Raw genomic sequence first — 25,313 nt, forward strand, 5'->3', positions numbered from 1 at the left:
GGCCAGCCCCAAGTCTCGCGCAACGGGCTACAGACCGGCCGATGACGTTTGGCTAGAATGCCCGCCCTATGCGCATTCAAGATCTCCATCAGCAGCTAAGTTCAATCGGGGCCAAGCCCATCCACATCGGCCGGGTGACCCGTGCCTGGCTGAACGGCAAACCGCTGGATACCGGCACACGTCATCAACGGACGGAAGACTTCCTTCCACTGTCCGTGCGCAACGGCCTGCATGCGATCAACGAGACGATCGAGGGGCTTGTGCGCCTGTGCTCCGAACATCCAGGGTCCGATGGTTCTGCCCGGCTGCTGGTGGCGCTGGCAGACGGGCAGATGGTCGAAAGCGTGCTGCTGCCCCGCGACGGTCTGTGTGTATCGAGCCAGGTCGGTTGCGCCGTGGGCTGCGTTTTCTGCATGACCGGCAAAAGCGGCCTGCTCCGCCAGTTGGGCAGCGCTGAAATTGTCGCCCAGGTGGCTCTCGCCCGTCGCTTCCGGCCGGTCAAGAAGGTCGTTTTCATGGGCATGGGCGAGCCTGCGCACAATCTGGACAACGTGCTCGACGCCATTGATCTTTTAGGCACCGACGGCGGTATCGGACACAAGAACCTGGTGTTCTCTACGGTTGGCGATCCTCGGGTGTTCGAGCGTTTGCCCCGACAGCAGGTGAAACCAGCGCTGGCCTTGTCGCTGCACAGTACCGACGCAACGCTGCGGCGAGCGTTGCTACCCCGGGCGCCTTATTTCGAGCCCGCAGAGCTGGTCGAGCTCGGTGAGGCCTACGCACGGCTCATCGACTATCCCATTCAGTATCAATGGACCTTGCTCAAGGGCATCAACGACAGCCAGGAGGAGATGGACGGAATCATTCGGCTGCTTCGCGGCAAGTTCGCAATCATGAACGTGATCCCGTACAACAGCCTCGACGACGATGAGTTTCAGCGACCTGAGGCACATCGTATTCACCAGATCATGCGCTATCTGCACGAAAATGGCGTACTGACCAAGGTCCGCAATTCGGCTGGGCAGGACATTGATGGTGGCTGCGGACAACTACGCGCCCGTGCCGAACGCGTTGTGCGCGCACGTGGCCAAGCTGCAGATACGCCTGTTCCCTAGCGGGCAGACTGAACACACCGATGCAGAGATTGTCCGACCGGATTGTCTTTTCTAGCGCCACATACAGCCCGCTCGGCCCATCACGGATAGATCAGCATGCATACACTGGCACAACTCGAACGCGGCGAACTTGCTGGCACGACTCGCCTGGACTTGTCCGCAGGACTCGAAACCTTTCCGAACGCCATTTTCGAGTTGGCTGACAGCCTTGAAGTGCTCAACCTGTCCGGGAACCACCTGAGCAGCTTGCCAGACGATCTGTCACGCTTGCACAAGCTGCGAATCCTGTTTTGCTCGGACAATCTATTTACCGAAGTACCTGCCTCGATCGGTCGGTGCGCTAACCTTGAGATGGTTGGATTCAAGGCCAACCGCATCCGTCACCTGCCCGCCGAAGCGTTGCCGCTCAAGCTGCGCTGGCTGATCCTGACCGATAACCAGCTCGAGGCGGTGCCGGACCAGATTGGCCGTTGCGCTCACCTGCAGAAATTGATGCTTGCTGGCAATCAGTTACAGGCGTTACCCGAAACGCTTGCCAACTGTCACTCACTCGAACTGCTGCGCATCGCGGCCAATCGCTTGCCTGCTTTGCCTGAGTGGCTGCTTTCGATGCCTCGCCTGAGTTGGCTGGCGTTCGCTGGCAATCCGTTCAGCGATGAAATGGAAGCGCAGACCCTGACGCAGCATCCGCTGCCCCCGATCAAGCGCGAACACATTTCACTGCTTGAGGTGCTGGGCCAGGGAGCCTCGGGGGTTATCCATCGCGCCGACTGGCGTGAACCCGGTCAGCCTCCGCGCGCCATGGCTGCCAAGTTGTTCAAGGGTAACCTGACCAGTGATGGACTTCCCCATAGCGAGATGGCGGCCTGCATCGCGGCCGGTGAGCACCCCAACCTGGTCCGAGTCGCAGGGCCACTGGCCAATCGCGTCGATGAGCTGCCTGGGTTACTGATGGAGCTCATCGACCCGTCCTACGACGTGCTGGCCGGCCCACCCTCTCTGGCCAGCTGCACGCGAGACTGCTATGCCCCCGAGCGCCGGTTTTCTGCCGGGGAGGTCCTTCGAATCGCGAAGGCTACCGCGTCAGCTATCAACCATCTTCACCAGCGCGGCATTCTGCACGGCGATCTGTATGCACATAACCTATTGGTTGATCCGAATGGCCAGACGCTGCTCAGTGACTTTGGCGCTGCATCGTTCTTCGACCCCGAAACCCCGCGCGGTCAGGCGCTGATAAGGTTGGAAAGCCGTGCGTTCGGCTATTTGCTGGACGAGTTACTCGCCCGTTGTGACCTGGCCAAGCAGGACGAGCGGCTCCGACAGCTGGCCATCATGAAACAGAACTGCCTTGTTGAAGATCCAGGCGAACGGCCGATGTTCGACCTTCTAGCTGAAAAACTGGCGAGCATTCGATAGCGCAGACGCGATCCGGCTGGTTAGTTGCATGTGTTGCTGTACCCATTATTACCGACGGCAACCTGACGCTATGCACGCCCCCGAAACAGATACCGAAGCCCAAGTCCCCTACCCCAACGCGGGCAACGTTGGCGCCAGCTACGATCCGTTCGTGGCAGGACTCAAACAGCGCCTGCCCGAAGAGCTGCGCGAAAGCTTTACGCCGCAACAGCTGGACGCGCTGCGCAACGCGTTTGCGACCCGCTCGTGGGCCAAGCACAAGCTGGACCTGCGCGGCACATTCAGCCTGTGGAGCAACCAGTACTACTTCGTACTGGTGGGTGGGCGAAACAAGCGAAACCTTTCTCGTGCCCAACGTAGCCTTTCGCTTGCCGCCAAGGCCGGGGTGATCACCGCGTTCCTGTTTTTCTCCGCCCTGGTAGGACTGGTCGCGCTGTACCTCGTCAAATCGGCGCTTGGCATCAACCTGCTGCCTAACTACTCACTCGGTCTGTGGGACTGGTTCAAGGGGTGACGTGAATTGCGGGCTCACCCGGACCAAGGTCACGCAGCTCGGTGTTTCACCGCGCTTGCGCCAGGCTGTGAAGGTTATGCATATCGAGGGTCGCCCTTGAAGTAAGCGGTATTCGCGGCGGCCAGTCGTCGAAGCGCGCCAGTCGGTTGATTGCAGACTAGACTCCACGCAGTCGGCTCCGCGGAGACAGCCATGACCGAACAAAGGAAACCCAAATCGCTCACGCTGCGGCAGATGCTACAAAGTACGCTCGCCGGCGCGTTGGGCGTCCAAAGCGGAAAGAATCGAGAGCGTGACTTCACCCACGGAAAACCCAGCCATTTCATTCTTCTCGGACTTGGGTTCACCGTTACGTTCGTGCTGGTCATTCTAGGGGTGGTCAAGCTCGTGCTGTACCTTGTGGGGACATGAACGGAGCGTTGAGCGGCTGAGTCACTGGTGGCTGACCCAGAACACTGCCGTCGCGACTACGAGCATAATGAGACAGAAGATCGCCGCAGCGTCCGCGCGACTGTCGCTACCATGACGGCTAGAATGTTCTGACATGGCATTGCCCCTAGCAACTGAAAGTGATGTTGCTTGCAGTTAAGACCATGTGTTCGAAGCGCTCAAGGTGACTGCTTGAAATGCTCAAACGCTGGCGTTTCGTTCTAAACATATTCCCAAACATCACTTTTGCGCATAACCGCTAACTGGTATCGTGCCGGCCTCCCATCAACGGGTGCGCGGCCGTGCGCGCAGAAGCTGTAGACAGCCTGAACAACAGGACATTTATGTACGTATACGACCAGTATGACCAACACATCATCGAGGATCGCGTGCGTCAGTTCCGTGACCAGATTCGCCGCTATCTAGCCGGAGAACTGACTGACGCAGAACTGTTGCCGCTTCGCCTACAGAACGGTCTGTACATCCAGCGCTATGCACCGATGCTGCGCATCGCTGTGCCTTACGGGTTGCTGTCGTCTACCCAGATCCGCAAGCTGGCCGACATCACTCGCAAGTATGACAAGGGCTACGCTCATATCAGTACCCGCACAAATGTGCAGCTCAACTGGCCCGAACTGGAAGACGTACCCGATATTCTCGCCGAGCTGGCTACCGTGCAGATGCATGCCATCCAGACCAGCGGCAACTGCATTCGCAATACCACTACAGATCAATTCGCGGGCGTCGCCAAGGATGAGCTCATCGACCCGCGCCCCTGGTGTGAGATCATCCGCCAGTGGTCGACATTCCATCCGGAATTCGCGTTTCTTCCCCGCAAGTTCAAGATTGCAGTCAATGGTGCCGTAAGCGACCGCGCCGCCATCGAGGTGCACGATATCGGTCTCGAAGCCGTCAAGAACGACGCCGGTGAGCTGGGCTTCCGTGTATCGGTCGGCGGAGGCTTGGGTCGTACGCCAATCGTAGGCAGCTTCATCAACGAGTTCCTACCTTGGCAGCATCTGCTCACCTATCTCGATGCAATCCTGCGTGTGTACAACCGCTACGGGCGCCGCGACAACAAGTTCAAGGCGCGCATCAAGATTCTGGTGAAGGCGCTCACGCCAGAAGTCTTTGCTGAGCGTGTCGAGGCCGAGTGGTCCTATCTCAAGGATGGCCTCAACACGCTGACAGAAGCCGAGGTGGAGCGAATCAGCAAGTTCTTCGTGGACCCTGCTTACAAGCAATTGGAAGACCAGGATGCGGCCCTCGCCCAGCTTGATGCCGAACACCCGGGCTTTGCCCGCTGGCGCGAGCGCAATGTCGTCGCTCACAAGAAGCCTGGTTACGCAGCGGTCACGCTTTCGCTGAAAAGTACTGGCGTCGCCCCAGGCGACGTGACTGACAAGCAGCTCGACACCATTGCAGATCTGGCGGACCGATACAGCTTTGGTGAAGTGCGTAACTCTCACGAACAGAACATGATCCTAGCGGATGTTGAACAGTCTCGTCTGTTCGAACTGTGGCACGAGCTGCGTGACCTGGGCGTGGCAACGCCGAACATTGGTCTGCTGACCGACATCATCTGCTGCCCGGGTGGCGACTTCTGCTCCCTGGCCAATGCGAAATCGATCCCGATCGCCGAAGCCATTCAGCGTCGCTTCGATGATCTGGACTACCTGTTCGACATCGGGGAGATCGACCTCAATATCTCAGGTTGCATGAATGCCTGCGGCCACCACCATGTGGGTCACATCGGCATCCTCGGGGTGGACAAGAAAGGCGCCGAGTTCTATCAGGTCTCGCTCGGCGGCAGCTCCGGACGCAATGCGAGCCTAGGCCAGATATTGGGTCCATCGTTCGCTCAGGACGTCATGCCCGATGTGATTGAAAAGGTCATCGGCGTCTATGTGGAGCAACGTACCGAAGATGAACAGTTTCTCGACACATTCCGCCGAATCGGCATCGACCCCTTCAAGGAGCGCGTCTATGCAGCGAATAATTAAGGACGGCCAGGTCGTCGACGAGACCTGGCACTTGCTGCCCAAGGATGTGACCCTCGACGGCCTGTCCAATTGCGACGACCTGATCGTGCCCTTCCAGCTCTGGCTCGACCATTCCCACGCGCTGAAGGTGCGCGATGGTGGGTTGGGTATATGGCTAGACGCCGACGAAGCAGTCGAAGAAATAGCTGACGACCTTGAGCACTTTCAGGTTGTTGCGCTCAACTTCCCCGCCTTTACAGACGGTCGCCACTATTCGAGCGCCCGATTGCTCCGCGAGCGATACAGTTTCAAGGGCGAAATTCGAGCCATTGGCGATGTGCTGCGCGATCAGTTGTTCTACATGCGCCGTTGCGGCTTCGACGCCTTCGCGATACGCCCGGACCGAGACCCCTACGATGCGCTGGAGAGCCTGAAGGACTTTTCGGTCACCTACCAGTGCGCCGCTGACGAGCCGCTTCCGTTATTCCGGCGCCGCCAGGGTTAAGCGTCGGTGCTAGCCAGCGAAAAGAAAACCCGCCAATCGGCGGGTTTTCATTATTGGTACATCCAGAAATTCGGGTGATCAAGAGGAGCTTCTGCAGAGCCTCCTTTCTTGCCGAACGTTTCTTTCAGCTTCTTTGCCAATGCTTTCATATCCGGTTCCTGCGATCTCGGTGGAAGTAGCGATAGATTCGCTCAAACTAACGAAACGGCGAAATCAGATATGCCTATGATTCCCATAGGATGCGGTCAGCCTTTAATCGCCCAGACGCACCAGCATACGGCCGACCTGTTGCCCTGCGAGGATTCGCTCAATCTCTGCGGGAAGCTCTTGCAAAGAGATTTCACGCGCCAGTTCGTCCAGGTTCGGCAGTTTCCACTGCACCGACAGCTTGTCCCACATGGACGCCTTGACGACAAGGGGGATCTCGACCGAGTCAACGCCCAGCAAATTTACGCCCCGTAAAATGAACGGAAGGACATTGGCCTGGAACCCGGTACCCGCTGTGAGGCCACAGCACGCAACGCTCGCGCCGCGCTGCAGGGACTTGACGACATTGAACAGAATATCGCCGCCCACCGTGTCTACGGCTCCACCCCATTGCTCTTTGAGGATGGGCTTCTCGACGCCCGCCTGGATCGAGGACCGCTCAACGACCTGGCTCGCACCAAGCGCCTTGAGAAACTCGGCTTGGTCCGCCTTTCCAGTCACTGCCGCAACGCTGTAGCCGATGTGAGCAAGAAGCGCGACAGCGATGCTACCGACCCCACCCGTTGCACCTGTTACCAGCACGGGGGCGCCGCCGACTTCCAGGCCCGCCTGCTCTAGCTTGTCGACACAAAGCGCCGCGGTGAGGCCCGCTGTGCCTAGAATCATCGCGTCGCGCAGCGAAAGTCCCGATGGCCGCTTGATCACCCAGCTGGCCGGCACCCGGATGTACTGGCCGAACCCTCCCGCCGTGTTCATACCCAGGTCATAGCCGGTGACGATCACTTCATCGCCCTTGGAAAATTCAGCAACGTTGGATTCCGCCACGGTTCCAGCCGCATCGATACCCGGCGTGTGGGGGAAATTACGGGTCACGCCCCGGTTGCCGCTGGCTGAAAGCGCATCCTTATAGTTGAGAGAGGAATAGCTGACACGAATCAGCACTTCTCCCGCTGGCAGCTCGTCTGTAGTGCGCTCGACGATGCTCGTCTGGAAACGGCCTTCGTTGTTCTCACTGGTTTGCAGTGCCTTGAAGCTCGTCATCTGAGTCCTCCTCATTGCCAGAATCGTTGTTCGTTCAATCGCGACCAGCCTTTCATCAGGCTCTGTTCGACCATGGCGCTTGCCGCCATACCGAATCGCTCTGGAAGGCTTTTCCTTTGGGCATAGTGCAGCTGAAATAGATCCGCTTTCTCCGCGCGTGAAGCCAGGTATTCGTCGCTTGTCTTCAGCTCGTCCGCTAATTGTTTGCTTACCGCTGCGATACCCAGCCAGACCTCACCGGTCGCCACGTCGTCGATTGATAGCTGTTGGCGGTAGCGCGCCACGAAGTTCTTGAACAACTCATGAGTCGTTTCGAGGTCATCCTGAAATTTCTCGCGGCCTTTCTCGGTGTTCTCGCCAAACACCGTAAGCGTCCGCTTGTACTCACCCGCGGTCAGAACTTCGAAATCGACATCGTGCTTTTTCAGCAGCCGATGAACGTTCGGAAGCTGCGCGACGACTCCGATCGAACCGAGTATGGCGAAGGGTGCGCACAGGATCTTCTGGCCGATACAAGCCATCATATACCCGCCACTGGCCGCAACCTTGTCGACGCAAACGGTCAGCGGAACCCCAGCATCCCGAACACGCACCAGTTGCGACGCTGCCAAGCCATAGCCGTGAACCATTCCACCTCCGCTTTCGAGGCGCAGGACAACTTCGTCCTGTGGCGTCGCCAGGGTCAGCAACGCAGTGATTTCGTGACGTAAGTTGTCGACTGCAGACGCCTTGATATCGCCGTCGAAATCGAGCACGAACACCCGGGGCCGCTTCTCAGGGTCTTTCTTGGCTTGTTTCGCAGCCTTTGCTTCCTGCTTACGCTGCGACTTGAGCTGGTCTTTTTCGATCAACGACTGCTCAAGCCTTTCGCGCATGGACTTATAGAAGTCGTTGAGCTTGGTCACCTCCAGATGACCACTCGTTTGCTTGCTACGCCCACGGCGCAGCGAAGCGATCGCAACAAGCACTGCGATGATCGCGACGACCAGCGTCACGGTCTTCGCCAGAAAGCTTGCATAGTCAGCAAGAAATTCCACAGATCCTCCTCGGATTTTTCAATCGCCGACAACGGCGTAAACCGTTCAAGCATACCGACTGGACACCTGACGGAGCCAGCCACGCGCGATTCAAACAAACGTATGATTTATCGTTGACACCAATGATCGATCCCCCTACCCTCGCGAAAAACAGCCTTCCGGAGCACGGCATGGGCAGTATCTACCTGATCAGACATGGTCAGGCGTCATTCGGCGCAGAAAATTACGACGTACTGTCGCCGCTTGGCTTCCAGCAGGCAGCTGCGCTTGGCGACTATTTCAACCGGCTGAACGTACGTTTTGACCGCTGCGTCAGCGGCGAGTTGAAGCGGCAACAAGATACCGCCCGAACCACACTGCAAAGAATGGATGGTGGACCGTCACTCGAATTGGAAGTCGACGGCGCATTCAATGAATTTCATGCCGACGAAGTGATCCGAGCCCACATGCAGGATCTATTGGCCGTCGAACCCCACGCGATGGAGGTGTTCCGCAATGCAGCGAACCACCGCGCCGAGTTTCAGCGGTTGTTCAGCCTCGTTATCGGGCGCTGGGTCTCGGGCGAACATGAAAAAGCCGGGCTCGTCAGCTGGCAGAGCTTCGTCGACGGGGTTCAGATGGGGCTTTCGCGGCTGCTTGATCAGGCAAAAAAGAAGGACCGCATAGCAATATTCACTTCCGGCGGGACCATCACGGCATTACTCCAACTCATTATCGGCGTTGCCCCCATCAAAGCATTCGAGCTGAACTGGCAGATCGTCAATACCTCGCTCAGCCACGTTAAGTTTCGTGATCGGGACCTGGCTCTTGCATCCTTCAACAGCCATTCACATTTGGAGCTGTTGAAAAGTCCGGAGCTTGTCACCTATCGATAAGCTCCAACTCCAAACCCAACCGCGGCCTTTGGCTGCTCCTTTCCACGGTAAAAGGAATATCTGATGAGCAACGTCGACGAAACCATTCAGGGCATGAAGGCTAAATTCAACCCGAGCGCAGCTGCCGGCCTGGATCTCGTGTTCCAGTTCAACATCACGGATGCTGAGAACTACTATCTCGTGGTCAAGGACGGCACCTGCGATTTTCATAAAGGTGAGTCTGCTGATGCCAACGTTACGCTGATCATGGATAGCGAAACCATGCAAGGCGTTATGAGCGGCGAGACTGATGGCATGCAGGCATTCATGGCAGGCAAGTTACGCGCCGAAGGCGACATGATGCTCGCGTTGAAGCTGAGTGAATTGTTCCCGTCCTGATATACGCAACGAAACAGAAAAACCGAAGTTCTCCGACTTCGGTTTTTTTATGCCCTGTTTTCAAGACGATCACGCATCAGGCACCTTGATTACGAGCCAACACGCAAGCCAATAACGAGGCGGTTTGCTTGGTAATCGGAAGACCTCGGTAGATCATGGGACAGAGTTTGCTGCGCTGTGCGCAGCTACCGCCATTGTCGAGCAGTGATTATAAGTAGAAGGGAAAAGCATGGCGCTTACAGATCAGACCAGCCGCATCCGCGAGGGTGAAGAACTGCCCAATGTGGTCATCGACCAGTACCTGAAGGCCAACATTCCCGGGCTCGAAGGCACACCGGACATCTCACAGTTTCCTGGTGGCGCGTCCAACCTGACCTATCTTCTGAAATACCCAAATCATGAACTTGTCCTGCGCCGCCCACCGTTTGGTCAAAAGGCAAAGTCGGCTCACGACATGGGGCGCGAGTATCGCATCCTCAACCAGCTTAACGCTGGTTTCCCATACTGCCCCAAGGCCTATACCCACTGCACGGACGAGACGTTGATTGGCGCCGAGTTCTATGTCATGGAGCGCGTCAAAGGCATCATCCTGCGTGAAGACATGCCCCAAGAGCTGGGTTTGACGCCCGAGCAAACCACCACGCTGTGCAAAAGCTTCATTGATAAGCTGGTTGATCTGCACAACGTCGATTACCAAGCTTGCGGGCTTGGAGACCTTGGGAAGCCGGAAGGCTACGTACAGCGCCAGATTGGCGGATGGATAGACCGCTACGAACGCGCCATGACGGCTGACGCGCCGAAATGGGAGCCCGTAAAGGCTTGGCTTCGCGACAACATGCCAGCGGACCACCCGAAGCCCGGCATCGTGCATAACGACTACCGCTTCGATAACGTCATCCTCAGCCCCGAAAATCCGATGCAGATCATCGGCGTTTTAGATTGGGAGATGACCACGATCGGCGACCCGCTTATGGACCTCGGCAATACGCTTGCCTACTGGATCGAAGCGACCGATCCCAAGCCTATGCAACTGATACGGAGGCAGCCCAGCAATGCGCCCGGCATGCTGACTCGCCAGCAATTTGTCAATTACTACGCCGAGCAGGCCGGCATTCGCATCGACAATTTTGACTATTACTACACCTACGGCCTGTTCCGCCTGGCGGCTATCGTCCAACAGATCTATTACCGCTACTTCCATGGCCAGACCAAGGACAAGCGATTCGCCCGATTCGTACAGATGAACGCCCTGCTTGAACAAGTGAGCCTGCAGGTGATCAACAACTCGAAGCTGTAAAACAGCTCACCAAGAGGAAACCCTTCCATGAGCAAGACCACCCTGTTCGACCTGGACGGCAAGATTGCCTTCGTTTCCGGCGCCAGCCGAGGTATCGGTGAGGCAATCGCCAAACTGCTGGCCCAGCAAGGGGCGCACGTGATTGTTTCCAGCCGTAAAATCGATGGCTGCCAGACCGTTGCGGACTCGATCAATGCCAGCGGCGGCAAAGCTACAGCGATCGCTTGCCATATCGGCGAGCTGGAACAGATCCAAGCTGTCTTCGCTCAGATTCGAGAGCAATTCGGCCGGCTCGACATTCTGGTCAACAACGCCGCTACCAATCCTCAGTTCTGCCACATACTCGACACCGACGTTTCAGCTTTTCAGAAGACAGTGGACGTGAATATACGCGGCTACTTCTTCATGTCCGTCGAGGCTGGCAAGCTGATGCGAGAGCATGGCGGCGGCAGCATCATCAATGTGGCCTCCATCAATGGCGTCACGCCGGGCAACTTCCAAGGCATCTATTCGGTTACCAAGGCTGCGGTTATCAATATGACCAAGGCCTTCGCTAAGGAGTGTGCCCCGCAAGGCATTCGCTGCAACGCGCTGCTGCCGGGCCTCACTGACACCAAGTTCGCCTCGGCGCTGGTCAAAAACGACTCGATCCGTGAGGAGGCGCTACGCCACATACCGCTGCACCGTGTCGCTGACCCAAGCGAAATGGCAGGCGCTGTGCTCTATCTCGCAAGCGATGCATCGAGCTATACCACGGGCCTTTCGCTCAACGTAGACGGTGGTTATCTCGCCTGACACCCAGCCGAAACAGAAAAGGGAACCCGTAGGTTCCCTTTTTAGGGTCACAACCCCAGCATTACCATTCCATCATCGCCTGCTCTGCTGCAGGACTCGCCGGTTTCGCTAGCAGGCCGGTCGGGGCCATCTCCACCGTATATACAGCACCATCTGCTATCGGTAAAAAGCTCACTCTTCGCAGTATGGGCTCAATCAGCAGAGACGCGCACCGACAGCGCTGCAGCCACTCCCAGGGATCTACCCCCGCCTTGCTGCTCGCCAACCTCACATACGGACGTGGGCCTTGATCCTTTTGCTCAACGGCAAGGTAGCGCCCTGAGAGCCGCTCCAGCCGGTAGCCAGGCTCTAGCCCGATGAGCGCTGCAAGACCTTTCCAGTGAAACGCGCGCATGTCGAGCTGCCATAAATCGCCTTCCAGCGTGACATAGCGTATGTCCTGTCCTTCCTCGATTCTCACCTGGTAGCGCTGTTGACCATCGGCCTCAAAGCTCAACGAAGCCACCGGCTTTATCGGGTCGAGCGGCGTATAGGTCTTCACATCCCAGGCGACCAAACCAACCAATCCAGCAAGCGCAAGCACCAGCATTCCAGCCGTTCCGCGCAACCAGCCTAACAGCCAGCTGCCACCTGCCAGGATGCGCACCGCTATCAGTGCACTGAGCAGCGCAACTAACGCGACGACTACTGCGAGTCCAAGATATTGCATTGACCACGCCCCTCATAATCAGACGGGGCATTATCGATACCGCCTATTGGAGCAGCCAGTATCAGAACGGAACAGTGGAGACGAGTCGACATTCTGCCGTTTCGCCTTATGAACGAGCGCAAGCACAGCCTTTCGCAGGTTTGCCATTGGCTTGCCTCGTCGCAGTAGGCATCATGCGCCGTTCGCCTCGCCGATTCCTTGAGTAGTCTCGAATGCTGATGCTTGAATTAACCATGGACCCGTTGGTTCTGGCCGCCCTGCTCGCCGTTGCGTTTCTTGCCGGCTTTATCGACGCGATTGCAGGTGGAGGCGGCCTATTGACGATGCCCGCGCTGCTCACTGCTGGCTTGCCGCCGCATCTGGTTCTCGGCACTAACAAACTGTGCGCGACGTTTGGGTCGGCCACGGCTAGCTACACGTTCTATCGGAGAAAGCTCTTCCACCCCAGTCAATGGCGACTCGCACTGGCAGCTACGGCCTTAGGGGCAGCGCTAGGTGCGGGATTTGCCCATTTCATTCCCGCACGCTGGCTCAATCAACTTTTGCCCTTGGTTGTCTTCGCCTGCGGCGTGTATCTGCTTTTTGGGCGAATGCCAACCGTACCGCGGGCAGACGTTGAGCCAATAGCCAAGCGCTGGCAATGGCCCCAAGGGCTAACGTTGGGATTCTACGATGGCGTAGCAGGGCCCGGTACCGGAGCGTTCTGGACCGTCAGCACGATGCTGCTCTATCCACTCGACCTGCTAAAGGCGAGCGGCGTGGCGCGGACCATGAACTTCGTTAGTAATGGCGTTGCACTGGCCGTGTTCATCATTAGCGGACACGTCGCCTGGGTGTTAGGCATCGGTATGGGAGTCGCCTTGATGATCGGTGCTTACCTTGGCGCAAGAACCGCTATCCAAGGGGGATCGAAATTCATCCGACCCATATTCATCTCGGTGGTCCTGATACTAAGCGTGCGGTTAGCCTGGCAACACTGGTACGGGACGGCCTAAACGCTGAGCCAGATACAAATCTATCAAATAGCGGGCGATGGACTTGGGAGCCGGCAGCGCAGGCAGATCATGGATGGAAAACCAGCCGGCGTCTTCGATTTCCTCAGGCTGCATCACGATTTCTCCGGACGCATACTCGGCATGGAAGCCAAGCATCAAAGAGTGAGGAAAAGGCCAGCCCTGACTGCAGATGTACCGAGGTTCGCCTATCGACACACCCACTTCCTCATGCACTTCTCGCCGGACGCACTGCTCGACCGACTCCCCAGGCTCAACGAACCCCGCCAGAGTGCTGTAGACGCCTGGGGCAAAACGCGGGGACCGTGCTAGCAGCAATTCATCGCCACGGGTGACCAGAACGATCATGCTGGGTGAAATGCGTGGATAGTGATGAATACCGCAGCTTTCGCACCGCATTGCGCGCTCGTGGGCCAGCTGACGCATCGGGTTGCCGCAACTTCCGCAATAGCGGTGCTGGCTGGCCCATGTGCCGATCTGCGCGGCAAAACCAAGCATCCGAAACTTTTCAGTGTCCTCGTCCTGGAGCATGAACTGCCGCAGCCCCTGCCAGGCGGCACCGGGCACCGCCACCGGATGCGCAAGCTCAAGAAGAAATACCTGATCGCCGTCGAAGTGCCCCAGCCCCTGCTCGCTGAGCAAAGGCAGATCGAGGCGCTTCAGCCAGCCCCTTGGGAATAGGACGCCGTTGGAATCGAACAGAAACCCCTGCTGGCAGTGCACCACGGCCCATCCACCGTCGCCGGCAGGATCAAGCAATGCAGGCTGCCAGCGCACACTCATCAGGCCGCCACCGGCAGACCCAGCGCTCGAACGCTTTCGGTCGCCAGGTCGAGGACACTCACCCGCGAATCGTCGCGTCGCAGTATCGCTCCACCGTCCAGGTAATACTCAAGGCTGGTCAAGGCATCGGCGAGCGTTTCGAGCATCTGCTCTGGCGGCATTTGCATCCCCTCTAGCATCTCTTTCTGAATGAACTCAGCGCATGCGCCAATCAGTTCAGCAGCGCGATCCTGCTCGAGGAATCGCAGCCCACCACGAACGGCCATCAAGCTGAACGGGACATTGGCCAAATGCAGCTTCTCTCCGTTGGACTCCAGATAGGCAGTGATTGCTCGTTTGGCCAACGCAAGACCGGCAGTCGCCTCGCCAATGACCACGATGCAGGCCTCGGTGAGCTGATGATTGGCGAATGCTTCGGCCTCTTGCCCGGGCTGCGCTATTTGTGGGCGAGCTTCATACCGCTCACCGCGCTCCAGGCTAGCAACCATACTCTCGACGTAAAGCACAGCATCGGCCAGTTTCAGCAACGCTTGTGAATCGGGTAGTTGCGCAGCACTCCAGTTGGAGACTATTGCAAGCTGTGCCTGCAATGTGCTTGAAGCCGAAGACAGGCCAACCATGCCCAACGTCTTCGCAAGCTTGCCGAGCAAGCTGTGAAGATTGGCGTACGACTCGGGTGGAGCCGTCTGCCGTTCGATTAGATCCAGCAGGTCCTTGAGACTAGCCAGCTCTTCGCGGATCGCCGATGACAGGGAGCGCATCACGGCCTGGCCGGGACCCGCCAGCCGTTGGGACTCATCTTCGAGAAGGTGATCCGTGAAGGGGAGCGAGCCGAGCGTGAAAGTCTCGCGGACCTCGCTTGCCAACGGGCCGCTACTTTCAGCGAGGGCAACGAGATAAAGCAGCTCTTTGAGCAGAACCCGCGGCGGCTCATAGCCTGTAACGCCGATGAGCTGACGAAGCTCACGGTCCAGCCTGGAAAAAAGCTGTTTGCGCGATTGCCGCGGTAGCAGTTGCCCATCCAGCTGCGCCTCCAATGCGGCGCTACCCAGCCAACACAGACGGCCGCCTGGGGTGTTGGCGAACAACAGATCCAACCGGCTCAGCGCTCGCCCCATGAGCTTGAGACTCGCTGAAGCATTGTCTTCACGAATGAAGCCCAGCAAACCGACCTGATACATTTGCCGCAACCGCCGCGCTTCGATTGCTCGCTCAGCGGGCTCTCGTACCGCTCCCGCAATCGGCGGGCGCGCGTGATCGAGCCGGACGCTGAAAAAGAAGCTTTCGGGCAACGGAGCCTGTCCGCTAACGAGCCGTAAGGCGTTAATTGGGGGCAACAGCAGCTCCGGCATTTCCTGGCGGCTGGCATCAACGCTTTCCAGATAGCGACCCAGCACGTACAACGCATTGCTTAGCGCCGCCAGCTGACTATCCCGCTCCTCGCCAGCGCCAACAGGAATGTCGGTGGCAAGCTGCAGTATCTCCTGCGCAAGCAGCTCGGCTCCGGTCAGTTCGATGAGTCGCAAGGTGCCACGCACCTGCTTTAGATTCTCGACAGCTTGCTGCAGTAGGCTGCTGTTGTTTCTGTCGATGATGAAATGCTCGAGGCTCTGCTCGGCTTCCTCCATGGTCGCGAATAGCTCATCACGAACCAGGCTGAGTGAAGTAGCTCCGGTAACCATGCCTAGCGCGCCTCCCGCGCAACGTTAAGATGATGCATCAGTCAGCGAAATCCGGTTTCTGTTTGTTCATGTAGGCAGCCATCGCCACCTTGAGGTCAGCCGATTGAAGCATTGCCGCGTTCCAGGTTGCGATGTATTCGAGCCCGTCATCGACACGATGGTCACGCATGTAGCGAATCATCTCCTTGGTGCCTCGGATCGCCACTGGCGATTTTTCAGCTATCTCGGCCGCCAACGCCAGCACGGCAGTCATCAGTGTCGACTGGTCAGCATAGGTCTGGTTGACCAAGCCGATGGTCTTCGCCTCTAGACCATCAACGGTACGTCCGGTATAGGCGAGCTCGCGCATCATTCCGTCGCCGATAATCCGGGGCAGGCGTTGCAACGTGCCGACATCCGCAGCCATGCCCATGTCGATCTCCTTGATGGAAAACTGAGCATCGACCGTGCTGTAGCGCATATCGCAAGCGGCGATCAGATCGATCGCGCCGCCGATGCAATAGCCCTGAATGGCAGCAATGACCGGCTTTCGACAATTGTCGACCGCATTGAACGAAGCCTGAAGTTTCAGAATCTGTCGACGTAGACGTTCCGCATTACGCCCCACATCACTGCCCAGCTGCGTCGCGGCCTGCGACAGCAGCTGCAGATCGATGCCAGCTGAAAAGTGCTTGCCTTCGCCCGACAACACCACAACCCGGATGTCGTCGGTATCGTCGATCCACTGGAAGATATCGACGATCTCAGCCCAGAAGGCCGCATTCATGGCGTTGACCTTGTCAGGTCGGTTGATCGCTACTCTAGCGATCCTGTCCTTCAGTTCCACACGGAAGGCTTGGTACTCGGTCACGCTATCATCCTCGACAGCCGAGGCACTAAGGGCCTGGACGGGTTGGACAGCCCTGTAGCAAAAGAGCCGTTCTCAGCCGAACAACTATAACAACCACCGAGTGAAAGTCGATGCGGGACGATGTGAAGCAGCCCACGTGGTGGCACATCAACACCTTTGACATTCAGTGATTGCCGCTGAATGACGCGCGAAGCATTACGCTTCAAGTATGCAATCGACCGTATAACGCGCCCCATCAGGATGCTCCTCGTGCTGCAACCCGTGCACGTCAGCATCGAACCCGGGGAAGCGAGCCGCAAATCGCTGTGCGAAAGAGAGGTAGTCGAGTATGGAGCGCGTTTCTGAGGTGAAACGCTCGCCTGGCATGATCAAGGGTATGCCCGGCGGATAGGGTACAAGCATCACCGCGGCGATACGGCCTTCCAACGCCTCGATGGGAACGGCCTCGACTTCGCCCCGGACCAGCTTGTCGTAAGCGTCGGCCGGTTTCATGGCCAGGGCCGGCAACGCTGTATACATCCTGCGCATCGCTCTGGCTGTGGCATTGTCCCGATAACAATCATGGAGCGAATTACATAGGTCACGTAGTCCCATTCCGGTGTACTGGCTCCCGCCAGCCTGCATGACTGATGGCAATGCATCACATAGCGGCACGTTGTTGTCGTAGTGCCGTTTGAACTCGAGCAATTCTGTCAGCAGAGTACTCCACTTGCCTTTGGTGATTCCCATGGAGAAGAGCACCAATATCGAATAGAGACCTGTCTTTTCGACGACCAGACCCCGTTCCCACAGAAATTTGCTGACCACTGCAGCGGGTATCCCCCAGTCGTTGAGCTTGCCTCCAGCGGTGAGCCCGGGCGTCACCAGGGTGACCTTGATCGGGTCCAGCAGCACATAATCACTCGCCACATCACCGAACCCATGCCAGTCAGCTTCCGGCTCCAGCAGCCAGTCGCCTGTTACCAGCTCGTCAGCGCCATCTGCTGCGGATGGTTGCCAGATACTGAACCACCAATCCTCAGGAGCCAAATGCTGCCGGAGGTTCGCCAGTGCACGTCGAAAGCTCAGCGCCTCGTCGAACGTTTCCTGGATCAGAGAGCGACCCGCAGGACCTTCCATCATTGCGGAGGCAACATCGAGCGAAGCGAGGATGCCGTATTGCGGGGATGTGGATATGTGCATCATGAACGCTTCGTTGAAGCGATCACGATCCAGCTGGCGCTGCTCGCTGTCGAGCACATGAATCATCGAAGCCTGACTGAATGCAGCCAGAACCTTGTGCGTCGAATGCGTGGTAAACACCAGAGGCCCCTGCTCTCGCGTATCCATCCCGTAGCGGCCGTCATAAAACTCATGGAAGGCAGCGTAGGCGTACCAGGCTTCGTCGAAATGCAGGACGTCTACGCTGTTGCCGAGGGTTCGCTTGATCAGGTTCGCGTTATAGCAAAGGCCGTCATACGTCGAGTTGGTTACCACGGCCAGTTTCACTCTAAGCGAACGTCCCCGCGTCAGCGGATTAGCCGCAATCTTGGCCTGTATCGATTTCGGCGAGAATTCTTCGAGAGGTATTGGGCCAATGATGCCCAGCTCGTTGCGTGACGGTGTTAGATACAGGGGAATCGCACCCGTCATGATTATCGAGTGCAGAATCGACTTGTGGCAGTTGCGATCCACCAACACCAGGTCATCTCGCGCCACCATTGAGTGCCAGACAATCTTGTTCGCAGTCGAGGTGCCATTTATCACGAAAAAAGTGTGATCAGCACCAAAGTTGCGAGCCGCACGGGCCTCGGCAGCTGCCAGCGGGCCGGTATGGTCAAGCAGCGAGCCTAACTCAGGCACTGATACTGATAGGTCGGAGCGCAGCGTGTTTTCGCCAAAGAACTGATGGAATGCCTGCCCTACCGGGCTCTTGCGAAAGGCGACACCCCCGCCATGCCCCGGCGTGTGCCACGAGTAGTTAGAGTCACCTGTATGCTGCACGAGCGCGCGAAAAAACGGCGGCAACAGACCATCGAGATAACTTCGGGCAGCACGAGCGACCTGCCGGGCCAGAAACGGGACAGTGTCTTCGAAGAGATAGAGAAGTCCGCGCAGCTCGTTCAGATCCGCCATCGCCTCGGCGGGTGCGTTCTCAATCGTGATCTGTTCACCAAGGGCAAAGATAGGCAGCTGAGGTGCACGCCGCCGTGCCACCCGGATCAGCCCCACCACATCCTGTAATAACCGCTGATTCTCGCCTGCGCCCTCAGCCGCAACCAGAATGCAGGCCAACCCGTGATGGGTAGACGCAACAATGCGGCCTTCTGCCGCGCTTCCAGTTGGAAGGATGTGGAAACCATCCCGCTCGAGCTCAGCCGCTATTTCTCGTACCCGCTCACCCGCGACGGTATCGGCTTTGATGTCGCGATGAACAATAAGGACCGGGAATTTGAGGTCTTTGTACATAGCCACTTCCTAGAGACGTTCCTCTCCAGCGTAGAAGCTTCGCACCCAAGCACCAAGCGAGAATTCACTTGCACCAGCCAGACACGCCTTTTGCCTCGCCACAATCACAGTCTCAAACTGGAAGCGCTTCAGCCTCGCTGGTGACGGGCTGATCCAACTGAACCCACAAAGGCGTGGCGCCGGCGGCCTTTTCGATGGCTTGCATGCGCGCCGTATGCGCAGCGATCTCTTCCGAAGTGGCGCGGATCACCAAAGTATTGGCGCGGTCGGCTGGCAGTCGACGGATCGGCGTCGCCTGTTGGCGACCGCCATTTTCGGCATCGGCACCGTCGCCCGCGAGGGACAGGTTGGTTTGCCCACCTGTCATCGTCAGATAGACGTCAGCGAGAATCTCGGCATCGAGCAAAGCGCCGTGCAGATCTCGCCCGGAATTGTCGACGCCATACCGCTTACACAGAGCATCGAGGCTGTTGCGCTGGCCTGGATGACGCTCACGGGCCATCAAAAGGGTGTCGAGAATACTGCAATGATCACTGATTTCGGCGCGGTCTTGCTGGCCGAGCAACGCAAACTCGTTGTTGATGAACCCGACGTCGAACGCCGCGTTATGAATGATCAGCTGAGCACCTTTGATGAATTCAAAGAACTCATCGGCTACGTCCTTGAACCGAGGCTTGTCGGTCAGGAACTCGTTGGTAATGCCATGCACCGCAATGGCACCCTCGTCCACTTCACGGTCTGGCTGCAGGTAAACGTGATAGTGCCGGCCGGTAAGGCGTCGGCCGATAACTTCGACACATCCGATCTCGATGATCCTATGACCATCGGAGACCGGCATACCGGTGGTTTCGGTATCGAGTACTACGCTACGCATCATTCACTCACTCAAACGGTTTGTCGTTTTGCCTGCACTACGCCACGGTTGGCCAGGATGTCGGCACGCTCGTTTCCAGGGTGCCCGGTGTGGCCTCGGACCCACTGCCAGCTCACCTGGTGACGATTGACCTGCTCGTCTAGCAGGCGCCACAGGTCGGCATTCTTGACCGGTTGCTTGGCGGCCGTCTTCCAGCCGCGCTTCTTCCAGTTCGGCATCCAGTCGTTAATGCCTTGCATGACGTACTGGGAGTCGGTCACCAACCTGACCTGGCACGGCCGTTTCAGCTCTTCCAGCGCCCGGATCGCCGCCATTAATTCCATTCGGTTATTGGTGGTTTCCGCTTCGCCGCCCCAGAGTTCACGCTCCACGCCCTTGTAAATCAGCAGCGCGCCCCAGCCGCCGGGCCCTGGGTTGCCTTTGCAGGCGCCGTCCGTATAGACCTCGACCGTTTCTTCGCTCATTAAGGGTTCTTCACTCATTAGTGATCAGCGTCGCGGCGGCTTACCTTCGCCACCGGCAAGGGCAGCAGTTGCCCCATGCGCTCGCGCCGGCTCTGCCGGACTGGTCGCAGACCCACCATTAGCTTTCGTGCCACTAGCAGGTAGAAACCGCCGGCCGGCACCTGCGACCTTTGACCCGCGCTTTCCAATCCGGATAAACGCGCCCGCCACTGGCTCGACGAAAGCGGCGGACAATAGCACCCGAACTGGCGTTTCTCCAGCGAGAATCCAAGCAGGTTCAGCCAATCAGCCACTCGCGTAGGACGAATGCAGCGTGCATGCCGAAAGGCTTTGCGCGACAGCAAGCGCGACGCACCCCAGGCACTCCAGGGATTCACCCCTATGATCAACAAATGTCCACCCGGGCGAACGCTGCGGGCGGCTTCGCGCAGTAGGGCATGTGGCGACAGGCTGAAATCCAGGCCATGCTGAACGACTACGACGTCGGCGGCATGTTCACCAATCGGCCAGGATTGCTCTACACAAACGATTTCGACCCCAGGAAGCGGCGGCCCCAAACGAACGCTACGCTTGATCTTCTGCGGTTCGATTGGAGAATTGGCGAAAGGCCCATAATGCACAAGATAACTGCCGAAACACCGCGACAACTCTCGGCTGATCGCGCGTTGCTCATGCTCCAACAGTTGCCGCCCCGATGGGCCATCGAACCAGCCACTGGCCTCACCCACGAGCGACAACCAACGTTCGTCTGACTTGATACAAGACTCGCTCATGGCTGGGCTCCGTTCATCGATTCGGCAGAGCCGATCCAGAATCCAGATCAGCCCACCTTGCTAGCTCGGCTGTTAGGATGCGCTTTTACCACTGACTTGGCGACCCGTGCTTATGTTGAAGATAGACGCCCTGCCCGCCTTTACCGACAACTACATCTGGATGCTTCAAGATACTCAGCGACAACGCTGCGCAGCTGTGGACCCTGGCGATGCCGCCCCGGTTCAGGCTTGGCTCGAGGCCCACCCCGGTTGGCAACTGACCGACATTCTCGTTACCCACCATCACCACGACCACGTGGGAGGTGTTCAGCAGCTCAAGACCCAGTACGGGCCGATCGTCTACGGTCCCGCCACTGAGAATATTCCTGCAAGGGATGTCGCTTTGGTCGATGGCCAACGGATAAGCATTCTTGACCACGATCTGGAGGTTTACGAAGTCCCCGGGCATACCAGCGGCCATATTGCGTATTTCTACGGTGATGCCCAAGAGCCCTGGCTGTTGAGCGGAGACACCCTGTTCGCTGCTGGTTGCGGTCGCCTTTTCGAAGGGACTGCCGCCCAGATGTTCGACTCCTTGCAGCGGCTCGCGGCGCTGCCGGCGCTAACCAAGGTGTATTGCACCCACGAATACACCCTCTCCAACCTGACGTTCGCCCAAGCAGTCGAACCCGGCAACGCATCCATCAGTGAGCGTCTCGAAAAGGTCACGCGTTTACGCGAGGCGAAACAGATAACGCTGCCTTCGGATTTGCGCACCGAACAGGCGACCAATCCTTTTCTTCGCTGTACCGAGCCCCTGGTTGCTGCTGCGGCAAGCCACCATGCGGGACGCTCACTGGATACCCCGGAAGCCGTATTCGCAACACTCCGAGCCTGGAAAGACAGCTTCTGACGATGCTCGACCAGTGCCCAAAAACCGCTCCGTTGGGTTGACCGGTCAGGACCGCATTCCTAAACTCGCCCGAATTTGCGCGTCCGGAGCCCATTAGCCAATGCCGTCTGACACTTCGAACAGCCCACAGCCGGACGCCTTGGCAGCCTCCGGCCGGGCCCTCGCGCTGGCAATCTGTCTCGCTATTACCGGCTGCCAAAGCAACGCATCCCGTGTCGCTATCGATGACGTCGCCCAAACGCGCGCAGAGCCAGAGATAGACGAGACGCTGTGGCTCACAGACACACCGCCGTTGGCGCCAAGCCATGCTGACATCTGGGACCGAATAAGGCAGGGATTCGAGCTACAGGATTATCTGGACAGCAACCCGCGAATCGAACAGCAGCGCCTGCTCTTTTCCAGCCGACCTCAATCCATTGAGATGGCGAGTGAGCGAGGCAGCCCTTACATTCATTACATCGTTGAGCAGCTCGAAGAGCGCGATATGCCTCTTGAGTTAGCGCTACTGCCGATTATTGAAAGTGCATACAACCCCTTCGCCTACTCTCCAGCTCAGGCAGTTGGACTGTGGCAGTTCATCCCTTCGACTGGCCGACATTTCAACTTGCAACAGACGAGCTGGTACGACGGCCGACGCGACATCACGGCGTCCACTGCCGCCGCGCTGCGCTATTTGAGCTACCTTCACGGCCTCTTTGGTGACGACTGGCTGCTTGCATTGGCAGCCTATAACGCAGGTGAAGGAACCGTCAGCCGAGCCATCGAACGTAACCAGAAGCTTGGATTGCCGACTGACTACTGGAATCTACCCCTACCTCGCGAAACCCGCGATTACGTGCCCAAGCTGCTCGCCCTTTCGCAAATGGTGCAAAGCCCTGAGGCATATGGGTTGAACCTAAGTCCGATCGCCAACGAGCCTTACTTCGAAGTAGTCGCTCTGAAACAACGGATGGACCTCGCCAGAGTCGCCGACATGGTGGATGTGGACGAAGATCAGATTTACCAGCTGAACCCTGCCTTTACCCGGCGCATTACATTGGATGGCCCGCAACACCTGCTCGTCCCGAGCGACAAAGCCGAGATGTTTGCGGCCAACCTAGCACTGATGAAACCGCAAGATCTGGTTGACTGGCAGCAGTACAAGGTGCGGCCAGGCGACACCCTTGGCATGATCGCTAACAGGCATCGGCTTTCAGTTAATGTCATCCGAGACATTAATCGTCTTCGCAGTGACCGACTACAAATCGGACAGGTGTTGAGCATTCCCCGCCCAGCCGCCCCCGCCCAGTCACAAGAACTTTTGCACGCCGTTGCGAGAAGCCAGCCAGCTCCGCGCACCTATCGGGTTCGCCAAGGCGACAATCTCTGGAGCATCGCCAAGGCGCAAAAGATTTCGGTTGGTGATCTTCAGCGCTGGAATAATCTGGCTGGTAGCAACCTGAAGGTGGGGCAAGCGCTTTTTCTCCAGGCCGCTGCCAACAACGAGCAGACCAAGCCCGCGCCCACTTACTACAAAGTCAAAAAGGGCGACTCGCTTTACGTCATCGCTAAGCGATTCAATGTCCAGATCAACCATTTGAAAACCTGGAACCCCAGGGACACTACGATGCTCAAGCCGGGGCAAACCCTGACCCTCTACATCCCCCGCTAGGTTGCGTGACGTTTTCAGTTGCGCTTGGCCAGCGAATCGAGGCAGCGTCCGGCTAGCTGAGTGAACCGCTGGAAGGCGACAAACTGTTCGTGCTTCAACGCTCGGCCAGACACTCGGCTATCGGCATAGAGCACACCGATTTCGCGAGTACCAGCCATTAACGGCGCAATGAAAAACATCCCTTTGCCCAGCTGCTGACGCAGCGGCAACGTCACCAGTTCCTCAAGGTTATAGCTTGCAGGGACTCCCATCCAAAGCGGCTGACGCTGACGAATCACATAACTGAAGATATGCGACTGACCTGATGGATCAACGGGCAACACGAAGTGCTCAAGCCAGGATTGGGTCTGCTCGCCCGCAACACGTTTCGCGCGAAACGACCTCTGCTGGTCGGCCAGAACGGTCAGCATTACCCGCTCCAGCCCTGCTCCTTGATGGAGCCCCTTGAGCAACGCATCGAGAATCATACCGACGTCGCCGCGGCTGGAAGCCATCATTCCGAGGTCCTGCATAGCCTGCTGCATCATCAACAGATCAGGCTGTAGAACGCTTACGGCCCGCTGCGCCTGCTGCAGCTGCACTTGCTCAGGATCTGTTGACGGAATCAGCTTACACAGCCGACTGGCCCCAAACGTCGCTGCTACATTGACCGCCTCATCCGCGCTCGCAAGAATTTGCTGCATGGCATCCGCTTCCGAGATGCCGCCAAACGCAGCGAGCTCCTTGACCAGCGCACCCATTTCAGGACAACCCCATCCATCCAATGCCGCCGCGCCAATGCGTACGCCCAGGCTGACCGAGCGCACCGCGGGGTCGCGCAGATTGGCCGAACCGTGCGCGAAGCTAGCAAGCTCACCGATGTTCCAGCTTTTGATCAGACCCAGGTTGAGTTGCCGGAAGCTGGTCCCAAGCACTTGCTCAACGGCCTTATCACGATCTGTACCACTTGCCAGGGCGTCACTTAACTCATCGGCCTGTGCCCCACCGCAGCCCCAGAAGGCAAGCTCGCCAACTTGATGAAGAAGCGCGGCGATAAACACCTCTTCCTCATGCTTCGTCAGGACGTAACCGGCAATATTTCTCGCCTGCACAGCCGCATGAAATGACCGCGCCAGCAGTTCCTGCACCTGCTGGCGTGGTGCACGATTCAACAAACCGTCAATCAGGCTGACCGACAGACTGATCAAACGTACGTTATCGAAGCCGATCATGACGATGGCTCTGGAAATGGTCTTGATCGCTTCCTGTGACGGGTTGTAATAACTGCTGTTACCAACCCTAAGCACTTTGGAAGTCAGCGCGGCATCACGCAGCAGAACATCCGCAAGCTGTTGTACTGACGCGCGCTCATGGTCAGTAAGTCGTTGCAGGTCCTGTACAACTGCCGCCAAAGCGGGCAGTTCGGACTGGTTCAAGCGATCTACCCATGACTGCAGACCATAGCTGACTTCACTCAAATCTGTGACCTCATCCAATGATCGGGGCGGCAGAAGGGAAAGGCAGTGTGCCCAGATACCTGACCTTTTTCCAGAGGATACAAGCTGTTACTGTACCCGGCCGTATATACCGAAAGCGCCATGGAT

General features: G+C 57.8%; 24 protein-coding genes. 13 read left to right on the forward strand and 11 right to left on the reverse strand.

Annotated elements, in window-relative coordinates; all coding sequences use genetic code 11:
• The first annotated feature begins 68 nt into the window (after positions 1-68).
• From JQR87_RS10720 to JQR87_RS10745, 6 genes are all read left to right on the forward strand, one after another.
• Positions 69-1,115 (forward strand): RNA methyltransferase, encoded by a 1,047-nt coding sequence (locus JQR87_RS10720; protein ID WP_407297332.1) that lies wholly within the window; start codon positions 69-71, stop codon positions 1,113-1,115.
• A gap of 96 nt (positions 1,116-1,211) precedes the next feature.
• The gene (locus tag JQR87_RS10725; protein ID WP_407297331.1) at positions 1,212-2,531 is read left to right on the forward strand and encodes a leucine-rich repeat-containing protein kinase family protein; all 1,320 of its coding nucleotides are present in this window, start codon (positions 1,212-1,214) and stop codon (positions 2,529-2,531) included.
• 70 nt (positions 2,532-2,601) lie between these two features.
• Positions 2,602-3,045 (forward strand): 3-phosphoshikimate 1-carboxyvinyltransferase, encoded by a 444-nt coding sequence (locus tag JQR87_RS10730; RefSeq protein ID WP_407297329.1) that lies wholly within the window; start codon positions 2,602-2,604, stop codon positions 3,043-3,045.
• Positions 3,046-3,237: 192 nt separating this feature from the next.
• On the forward strand, positions 3,238-3,456 hold the full coding sequence (locus JQR87_RS10735) for a DUF2970 domain-containing protein (protein WP_407297327.1): 219 nt from the start codon (positions 3,238-3,240) through the stop codon (positions 3,454-3,456).
• 362 nt (positions 3,457-3,818) lie between these two features.
• Positions 3,819-5,477 (forward strand): nitrite/sulfite reductase, encoded by a 1,659-nt coding sequence (locus JQR87_RS10740; protein ID WP_407297325.1) that lies wholly within the window; start codon positions 3,819-3,821, stop codon positions 5,475-5,477.
• Positions 5,461-5,961 (forward strand): DUF934 domain-containing protein, encoded by a 501-nt coding sequence (locus JQR87_RS10745; protein WP_407297323.1) that lies wholly within the window; start codon positions 5,461-5,463, stop codon positions 5,959-5,961. The genes JQR87_RS10740 and JQR87_RS10745 overlap by 17 nt, the downstream gene beginning before the upstream one ends.
• Positions 5,962-6,213: 252 nt before the next feature.
• Here JQR87_RS10745 and JQR87_RS10750 read toward each other — a convergent pair whose 3' ends face one another.
• Both JQR87_RS10750 and sohB read right to left on the reverse strand, forming a co-directional pair.
• Positions 6,214-7,209, reverse strand: a complete 996-nt coding sequence (locus JQR87_RS10750) for a YhdH/YhfP family quinone oxidoreductase (protein ID WP_407297321.1) — start codon at positions 7,207-7,209, stop codon at positions 6,214-6,216.
• Positions 7,210-7,220: 11 nt separating this feature from the next.
• A complete protein-coding gene (gene sohB, locus JQR87_RS10755) occupies positions 7,221-8,246 on the reverse strand; it encodes a protease SohB (protein WP_407297319.1) in 1,026 nt (341 codons plus the stop codon).
• A gap of 170 nt (positions 8,247-8,416) precedes the next feature.
• Between sohB and JQR87_RS10760 the strand changes: the two genes are divergently transcribed.
• From JQR87_RS10760 to JQR87_RS10775, 4 genes are all read left to right on the forward strand, one after another.
• Complete coding sequence (locus tag JQR87_RS10760; RefSeq protein ID WP_407297753.1) at positions 8,417-9,121, forward strand: histidine phosphatase family protein; 705 nt, start codon at positions 8,417-8,419, stop codon at positions 9,119-9,121.
• Positions 9,122-9,184: 63 nt separating this feature from the next.
• Positions 9,185-9,499 (forward strand): SCP2 sterol-binding domain-containing protein, encoded by a 315-nt coding sequence (locus JQR87_RS10765; protein ID WP_407297317.1) that lies wholly within the window; start codon positions 9,185-9,187, stop codon positions 9,497-9,499.
• 229 nt (positions 9,500-9,728) lie between these two features.
• Positions 9,729-10,796, forward strand: a complete 1,068-nt coding sequence (locus JQR87_RS10770) for a phosphotransferase family protein (RefSeq protein ID WP_407297316.1) — start codon at positions 9,729-9,731, stop codon at positions 10,794-10,796.
• 27 nt (positions 10,797-10,823) lie between these two features.
• On the forward strand, positions 10,824-11,591 hold the full coding sequence (locus JQR87_RS10775; protein WP_407297314.1) for an SDR family oxidoreductase: 768 nt from the start codon (positions 10,824-10,826) through the stop codon (positions 11,589-11,591).
• Between the two features lie 61 nt (positions 11,592-11,652).
• On the opposite strand, the gene JQR87_RS10780 is transcribed toward JQR87_RS10775, so the two are convergent.
• Complete coding sequence (locus JQR87_RS10780; protein WP_407297312.1) at positions 11,653-12,300, reverse strand: hypothetical protein; 648 nt, start codon at positions 12,298-12,300, stop codon at positions 11,653-11,655.
• A 212-nt stretch (positions 12,301-12,512) separates the two neighbouring features.
• On the opposite strand from JQR87_RS10780, the gene JQR87_RS10785 reads away from it, so the two are divergent.
• A complete protein-coding gene (locus JQR87_RS10785; protein WP_407297309.1) occupies positions 12,513-13,295 on the forward strand; it encodes a TSUP family transporter in 783 nt (260 codons plus the stop codon).
• Here JQR87_RS10785 and nudC read toward each other — a convergent pair.
• From nudC to JQR87_RS10820, 7 genes are all read right to left on the reverse strand, one after another.
• Positions 13,263-14,096 (reverse strand): NAD(+) diphosphatase, encoded by an 834-nt coding sequence (gene nudC / locus JQR87_RS10790; RefSeq protein WP_407297307.1) that lies wholly within the window; start codon positions 14,094-14,096, stop codon positions 13,263-13,265. The genes JQR87_RS10785 and nudC overlap by 33 nt on opposite strands.
• Positions 14,096-15,778, reverse strand: a complete 1,683-nt coding sequence (locus tag JQR87_RS10795; RefSeq protein WP_407297306.1) for a ferrous iron transporter B — start codon at positions 15,776-15,778, stop codon at positions 14,096-14,098. Before JQR87_RS10795 ends, nudC begins: the two co-directional genes overlap by 1 nt.
• Before the next feature lie 37 nt (positions 15,779-15,815).
• Positions 15,816-16,628: a crotonase/enoyl-CoA hydratase family protein gene (locus JQR87_RS10800; protein WP_407297304.1), complete on the reverse strand. Its 813-nt coding sequence runs from the start codon at positions 16,626-16,628 to the stop codon at positions 15,816-15,818.
• Between the two features lie 195 nt (positions 16,629-16,823).
• Positions 16,824-19,076 (reverse strand): Orn/Lys/Arg decarboxylase N-terminal domain-containing protein, encoded by a 2,253-nt coding sequence (locus JQR87_RS10805; protein WP_407297303.1) that lies wholly within the window; start codon positions 19,074-19,076, stop codon positions 16,824-16,826.
• 112 nt (positions 19,077-19,188) lie between these two features.
• Positions 19,189-19,950, reverse strand: coding sequence for a DNA polymerase III subunit epsilon (dnaQ, locus tag JQR87_RS10810; protein WP_407297751.1), 762 nt, complete (start codon positions 19,948-19,950; stop codon positions 19,189-19,191).
• Between the two features lie 11 nt (positions 19,951-19,961).
• Complete coding sequence (gene rnhA, locus JQR87_RS10815) at positions 19,962-20,414, reverse strand: ribonuclease HI (protein WP_407297301.1); 453 nt, start codon at positions 20,412-20,414, stop codon at positions 19,962-19,964.
• Positions 20,415-20,431: 17 nt separating this feature from the next.
• Positions 20,432-21,187 carry a class I SAM-dependent methyltransferase gene (locus JQR87_RS10820; protein ID WP_407297299.1) on the reverse strand — a complete coding sequence of 252 codons (756 nt, stop codon included), beginning with the start codon at positions 21,185-21,187 and terminating at the stop codon, positions 20,432-20,434.
• Between the two features lie 112 nt (positions 21,188-21,299).
• On the opposite strand from JQR87_RS10820, the gene gloB reads away from it, so the two are divergent.
• Both gloB and JQR87_RS10830 read left to right on the forward strand, forming a co-directional pair.
• Positions 21,300-22,079, forward strand: a complete 780-nt coding sequence (gene gloB, locus JQR87_RS10825) for a hydroxyacylglutathione hydrolase (protein WP_407297297.1) — start codon at positions 21,300-21,302, stop codon at positions 22,077-22,079.
• A 100-nt stretch (positions 22,080-22,179) separates the two neighbouring features.
• Complete coding sequence (locus JQR87_RS10830; protein WP_407297295.1) at positions 22,180-23,730, forward strand: LysM peptidoglycan-binding domain-containing protein; 1,551 nt, start codon at positions 22,180-22,182, stop codon at positions 23,728-23,730.
• Between the two features lie 14 nt (positions 23,731-23,744).
• Here JQR87_RS10830 and JQR87_RS10835 read toward each other — a convergent pair whose 3' ends face one another.
• A complete protein-coding gene (locus JQR87_RS10835) occupies positions 23,745-25,187 on the reverse strand; it encodes an HDOD domain-containing protein (protein ID WP_407297293.1) in 1,443 nt (480 codons plus the stop codon).
• Between the last annotated feature and the right edge of the window lie 126 nt (positions 25,188-25,313).

Source organism: Stutzerimonas stutzeri, assembly GCF_051028275.1.
GTDB lineage: Bacteria > Pseudomonadota > Gammaproteobacteria > Pseudomonadales > Pseudomonadaceae > Stutzerimonas > Stutzerimonas stutzeri_AS.

Excerpts from the sequence above, each read along its gene's own strand:
- JQR87_RS10720 (WP_407297332.1), top strand. The coding sequence starts at position 69 with ATGCGCATTCAAGATCTCCATCAGCAGCTAAGTTCAATCGGGGCCAAG.
- JQR87_RS10725 (WP_407297331.1), top strand. The coding sequence starts at position 1,212 with ATGCATACACTGGCACAACTCGAACGCGGCGAACTTGCTGGCACGACT.
- JQR87_RS10730 (WP_407297329.1), top strand. The coding sequence starts at position 2,602 with ATGCACGCCCCCGAAACAGATACCGAAGCCCAAGTCCCCTACCCCAAC.
- JQR87_RS10735 (WP_407297327.1), top strand. The coding sequence starts at position 3,238 with ATGACCGAACAAAGGAAACCCAAATCGCTCACGCTGCGGCAGATGCTA.
- JQR87_RS10740 (WP_407297325.1), top strand. The coding sequence starts at position 3,819 with ATGTACGTATACGACCAGTATGACCAACACATCATCGAGGATCGCGTG.
- JQR87_RS10745 (WP_407297323.1), top strand. The coding sequence starts at position 5,461 with ATGCAGCGAATAATTAAGGACGGCCAGGTCGTCGACGAGACCTGGCAC.
- JQR87_RS10750 (WP_407297321.1), bottom strand. The coding sequence starts at position 7,209 with ATGACGAGCTTCAAGGCACTGCAAACCAGTGAGAACAACGAAGGCCGT.
- JQR87_RS10760 (WP_407297753.1), top strand. The coding sequence starts at position 8,417 with ATGGGCAGTATCTACCTGATCAGACATGGTCAGGCGTCATTCGGCGCA.
- JQR87_RS10765 (WP_407297317.1), top strand. The coding sequence starts at position 9,185 with ATGAGCAACGTCGACGAAACCATTCAGGGCATGAAGGCTAAATTCAAC.
- JQR87_RS10770 (WP_407297316.1), top strand. The coding sequence starts at position 9,729 with ATGGCGCTTACAGATCAGACCAGCCGCATCCGCGAGGGTGAAGAACTG.
- JQR87_RS10775 (WP_407297314.1), top strand. The coding sequence starts at position 10,824 with ATGAGCAAGACCACCCTGTTCGACCTGGACGGCAAGATTGCCTTCGTT.
- JQR87_RS10780 (WP_407297312.1), bottom strand. The coding sequence starts at position 12,300 with ATGCAATATCTTGGACTCGCAGTAGTCGTCGCGTTAGTTGCGCTGCTC.
- JQR87_RS10785 (WP_407297309.1), top strand. The coding sequence starts at position 12,513 with ATGCTGATGCTTGAATTAACCATGGACCCGTTGGTTCTGGCCGCCCTG.
- nudC (WP_407297307.1), bottom strand. The coding sequence starts at position 14,096 with ATGAGTGTGCGCTGGCAGCCTGCATTGCTTGATCCTGCCGGCGACGGT.
- JQR87_RS10795 (WP_407297306.1), bottom strand. The coding sequence starts at position 15,778 with ATGGTTACCGGAGCTACTTCACTCAGCCTGGTTCGTGATGAGCTATTC.
- JQR87_RS10805 (WP_407297303.1), bottom strand. The coding sequence starts at position 19,076 with ATGTACAAAGACCTCAAATTCCCGGTCCTTATTGTTCATCGCGACATC.
- dnaQ (WP_407297751.1), bottom strand. The coding sequence starts at position 19,950 with ATGCGTAGCGTAGTACTCGATACCGAAACCACCGGTATGCCGGTCTCC.
- rnhA (WP_407297301.1), bottom strand. The coding sequence starts at position 20,414 with ATGAGCGAAGAAACGGTCGAGGTCTATACGGACGGCGCCTGCAAAGGC.
- JQR87_RS10820 (WP_407297299.1), bottom strand. The coding sequence starts at position 21,187 with ATGAGCGAGTCTTGTATCAAGTCAGACGAACGTTGGTTGTCGCTCGTG.
- gloB (WP_407297297.1), top strand. The coding sequence starts at position 21,300 with ATGTTGAAGATAGACGCCCTGCCCGCCTTTACCGACAACTACATCTGG.
- JQR87_RS10830 (WP_407297295.1), top strand. The coding sequence starts at position 22,180 with ATGCCGTCTGACACTTCGAACAGCCCACAGCCGGACGCCTTGGCAGCC.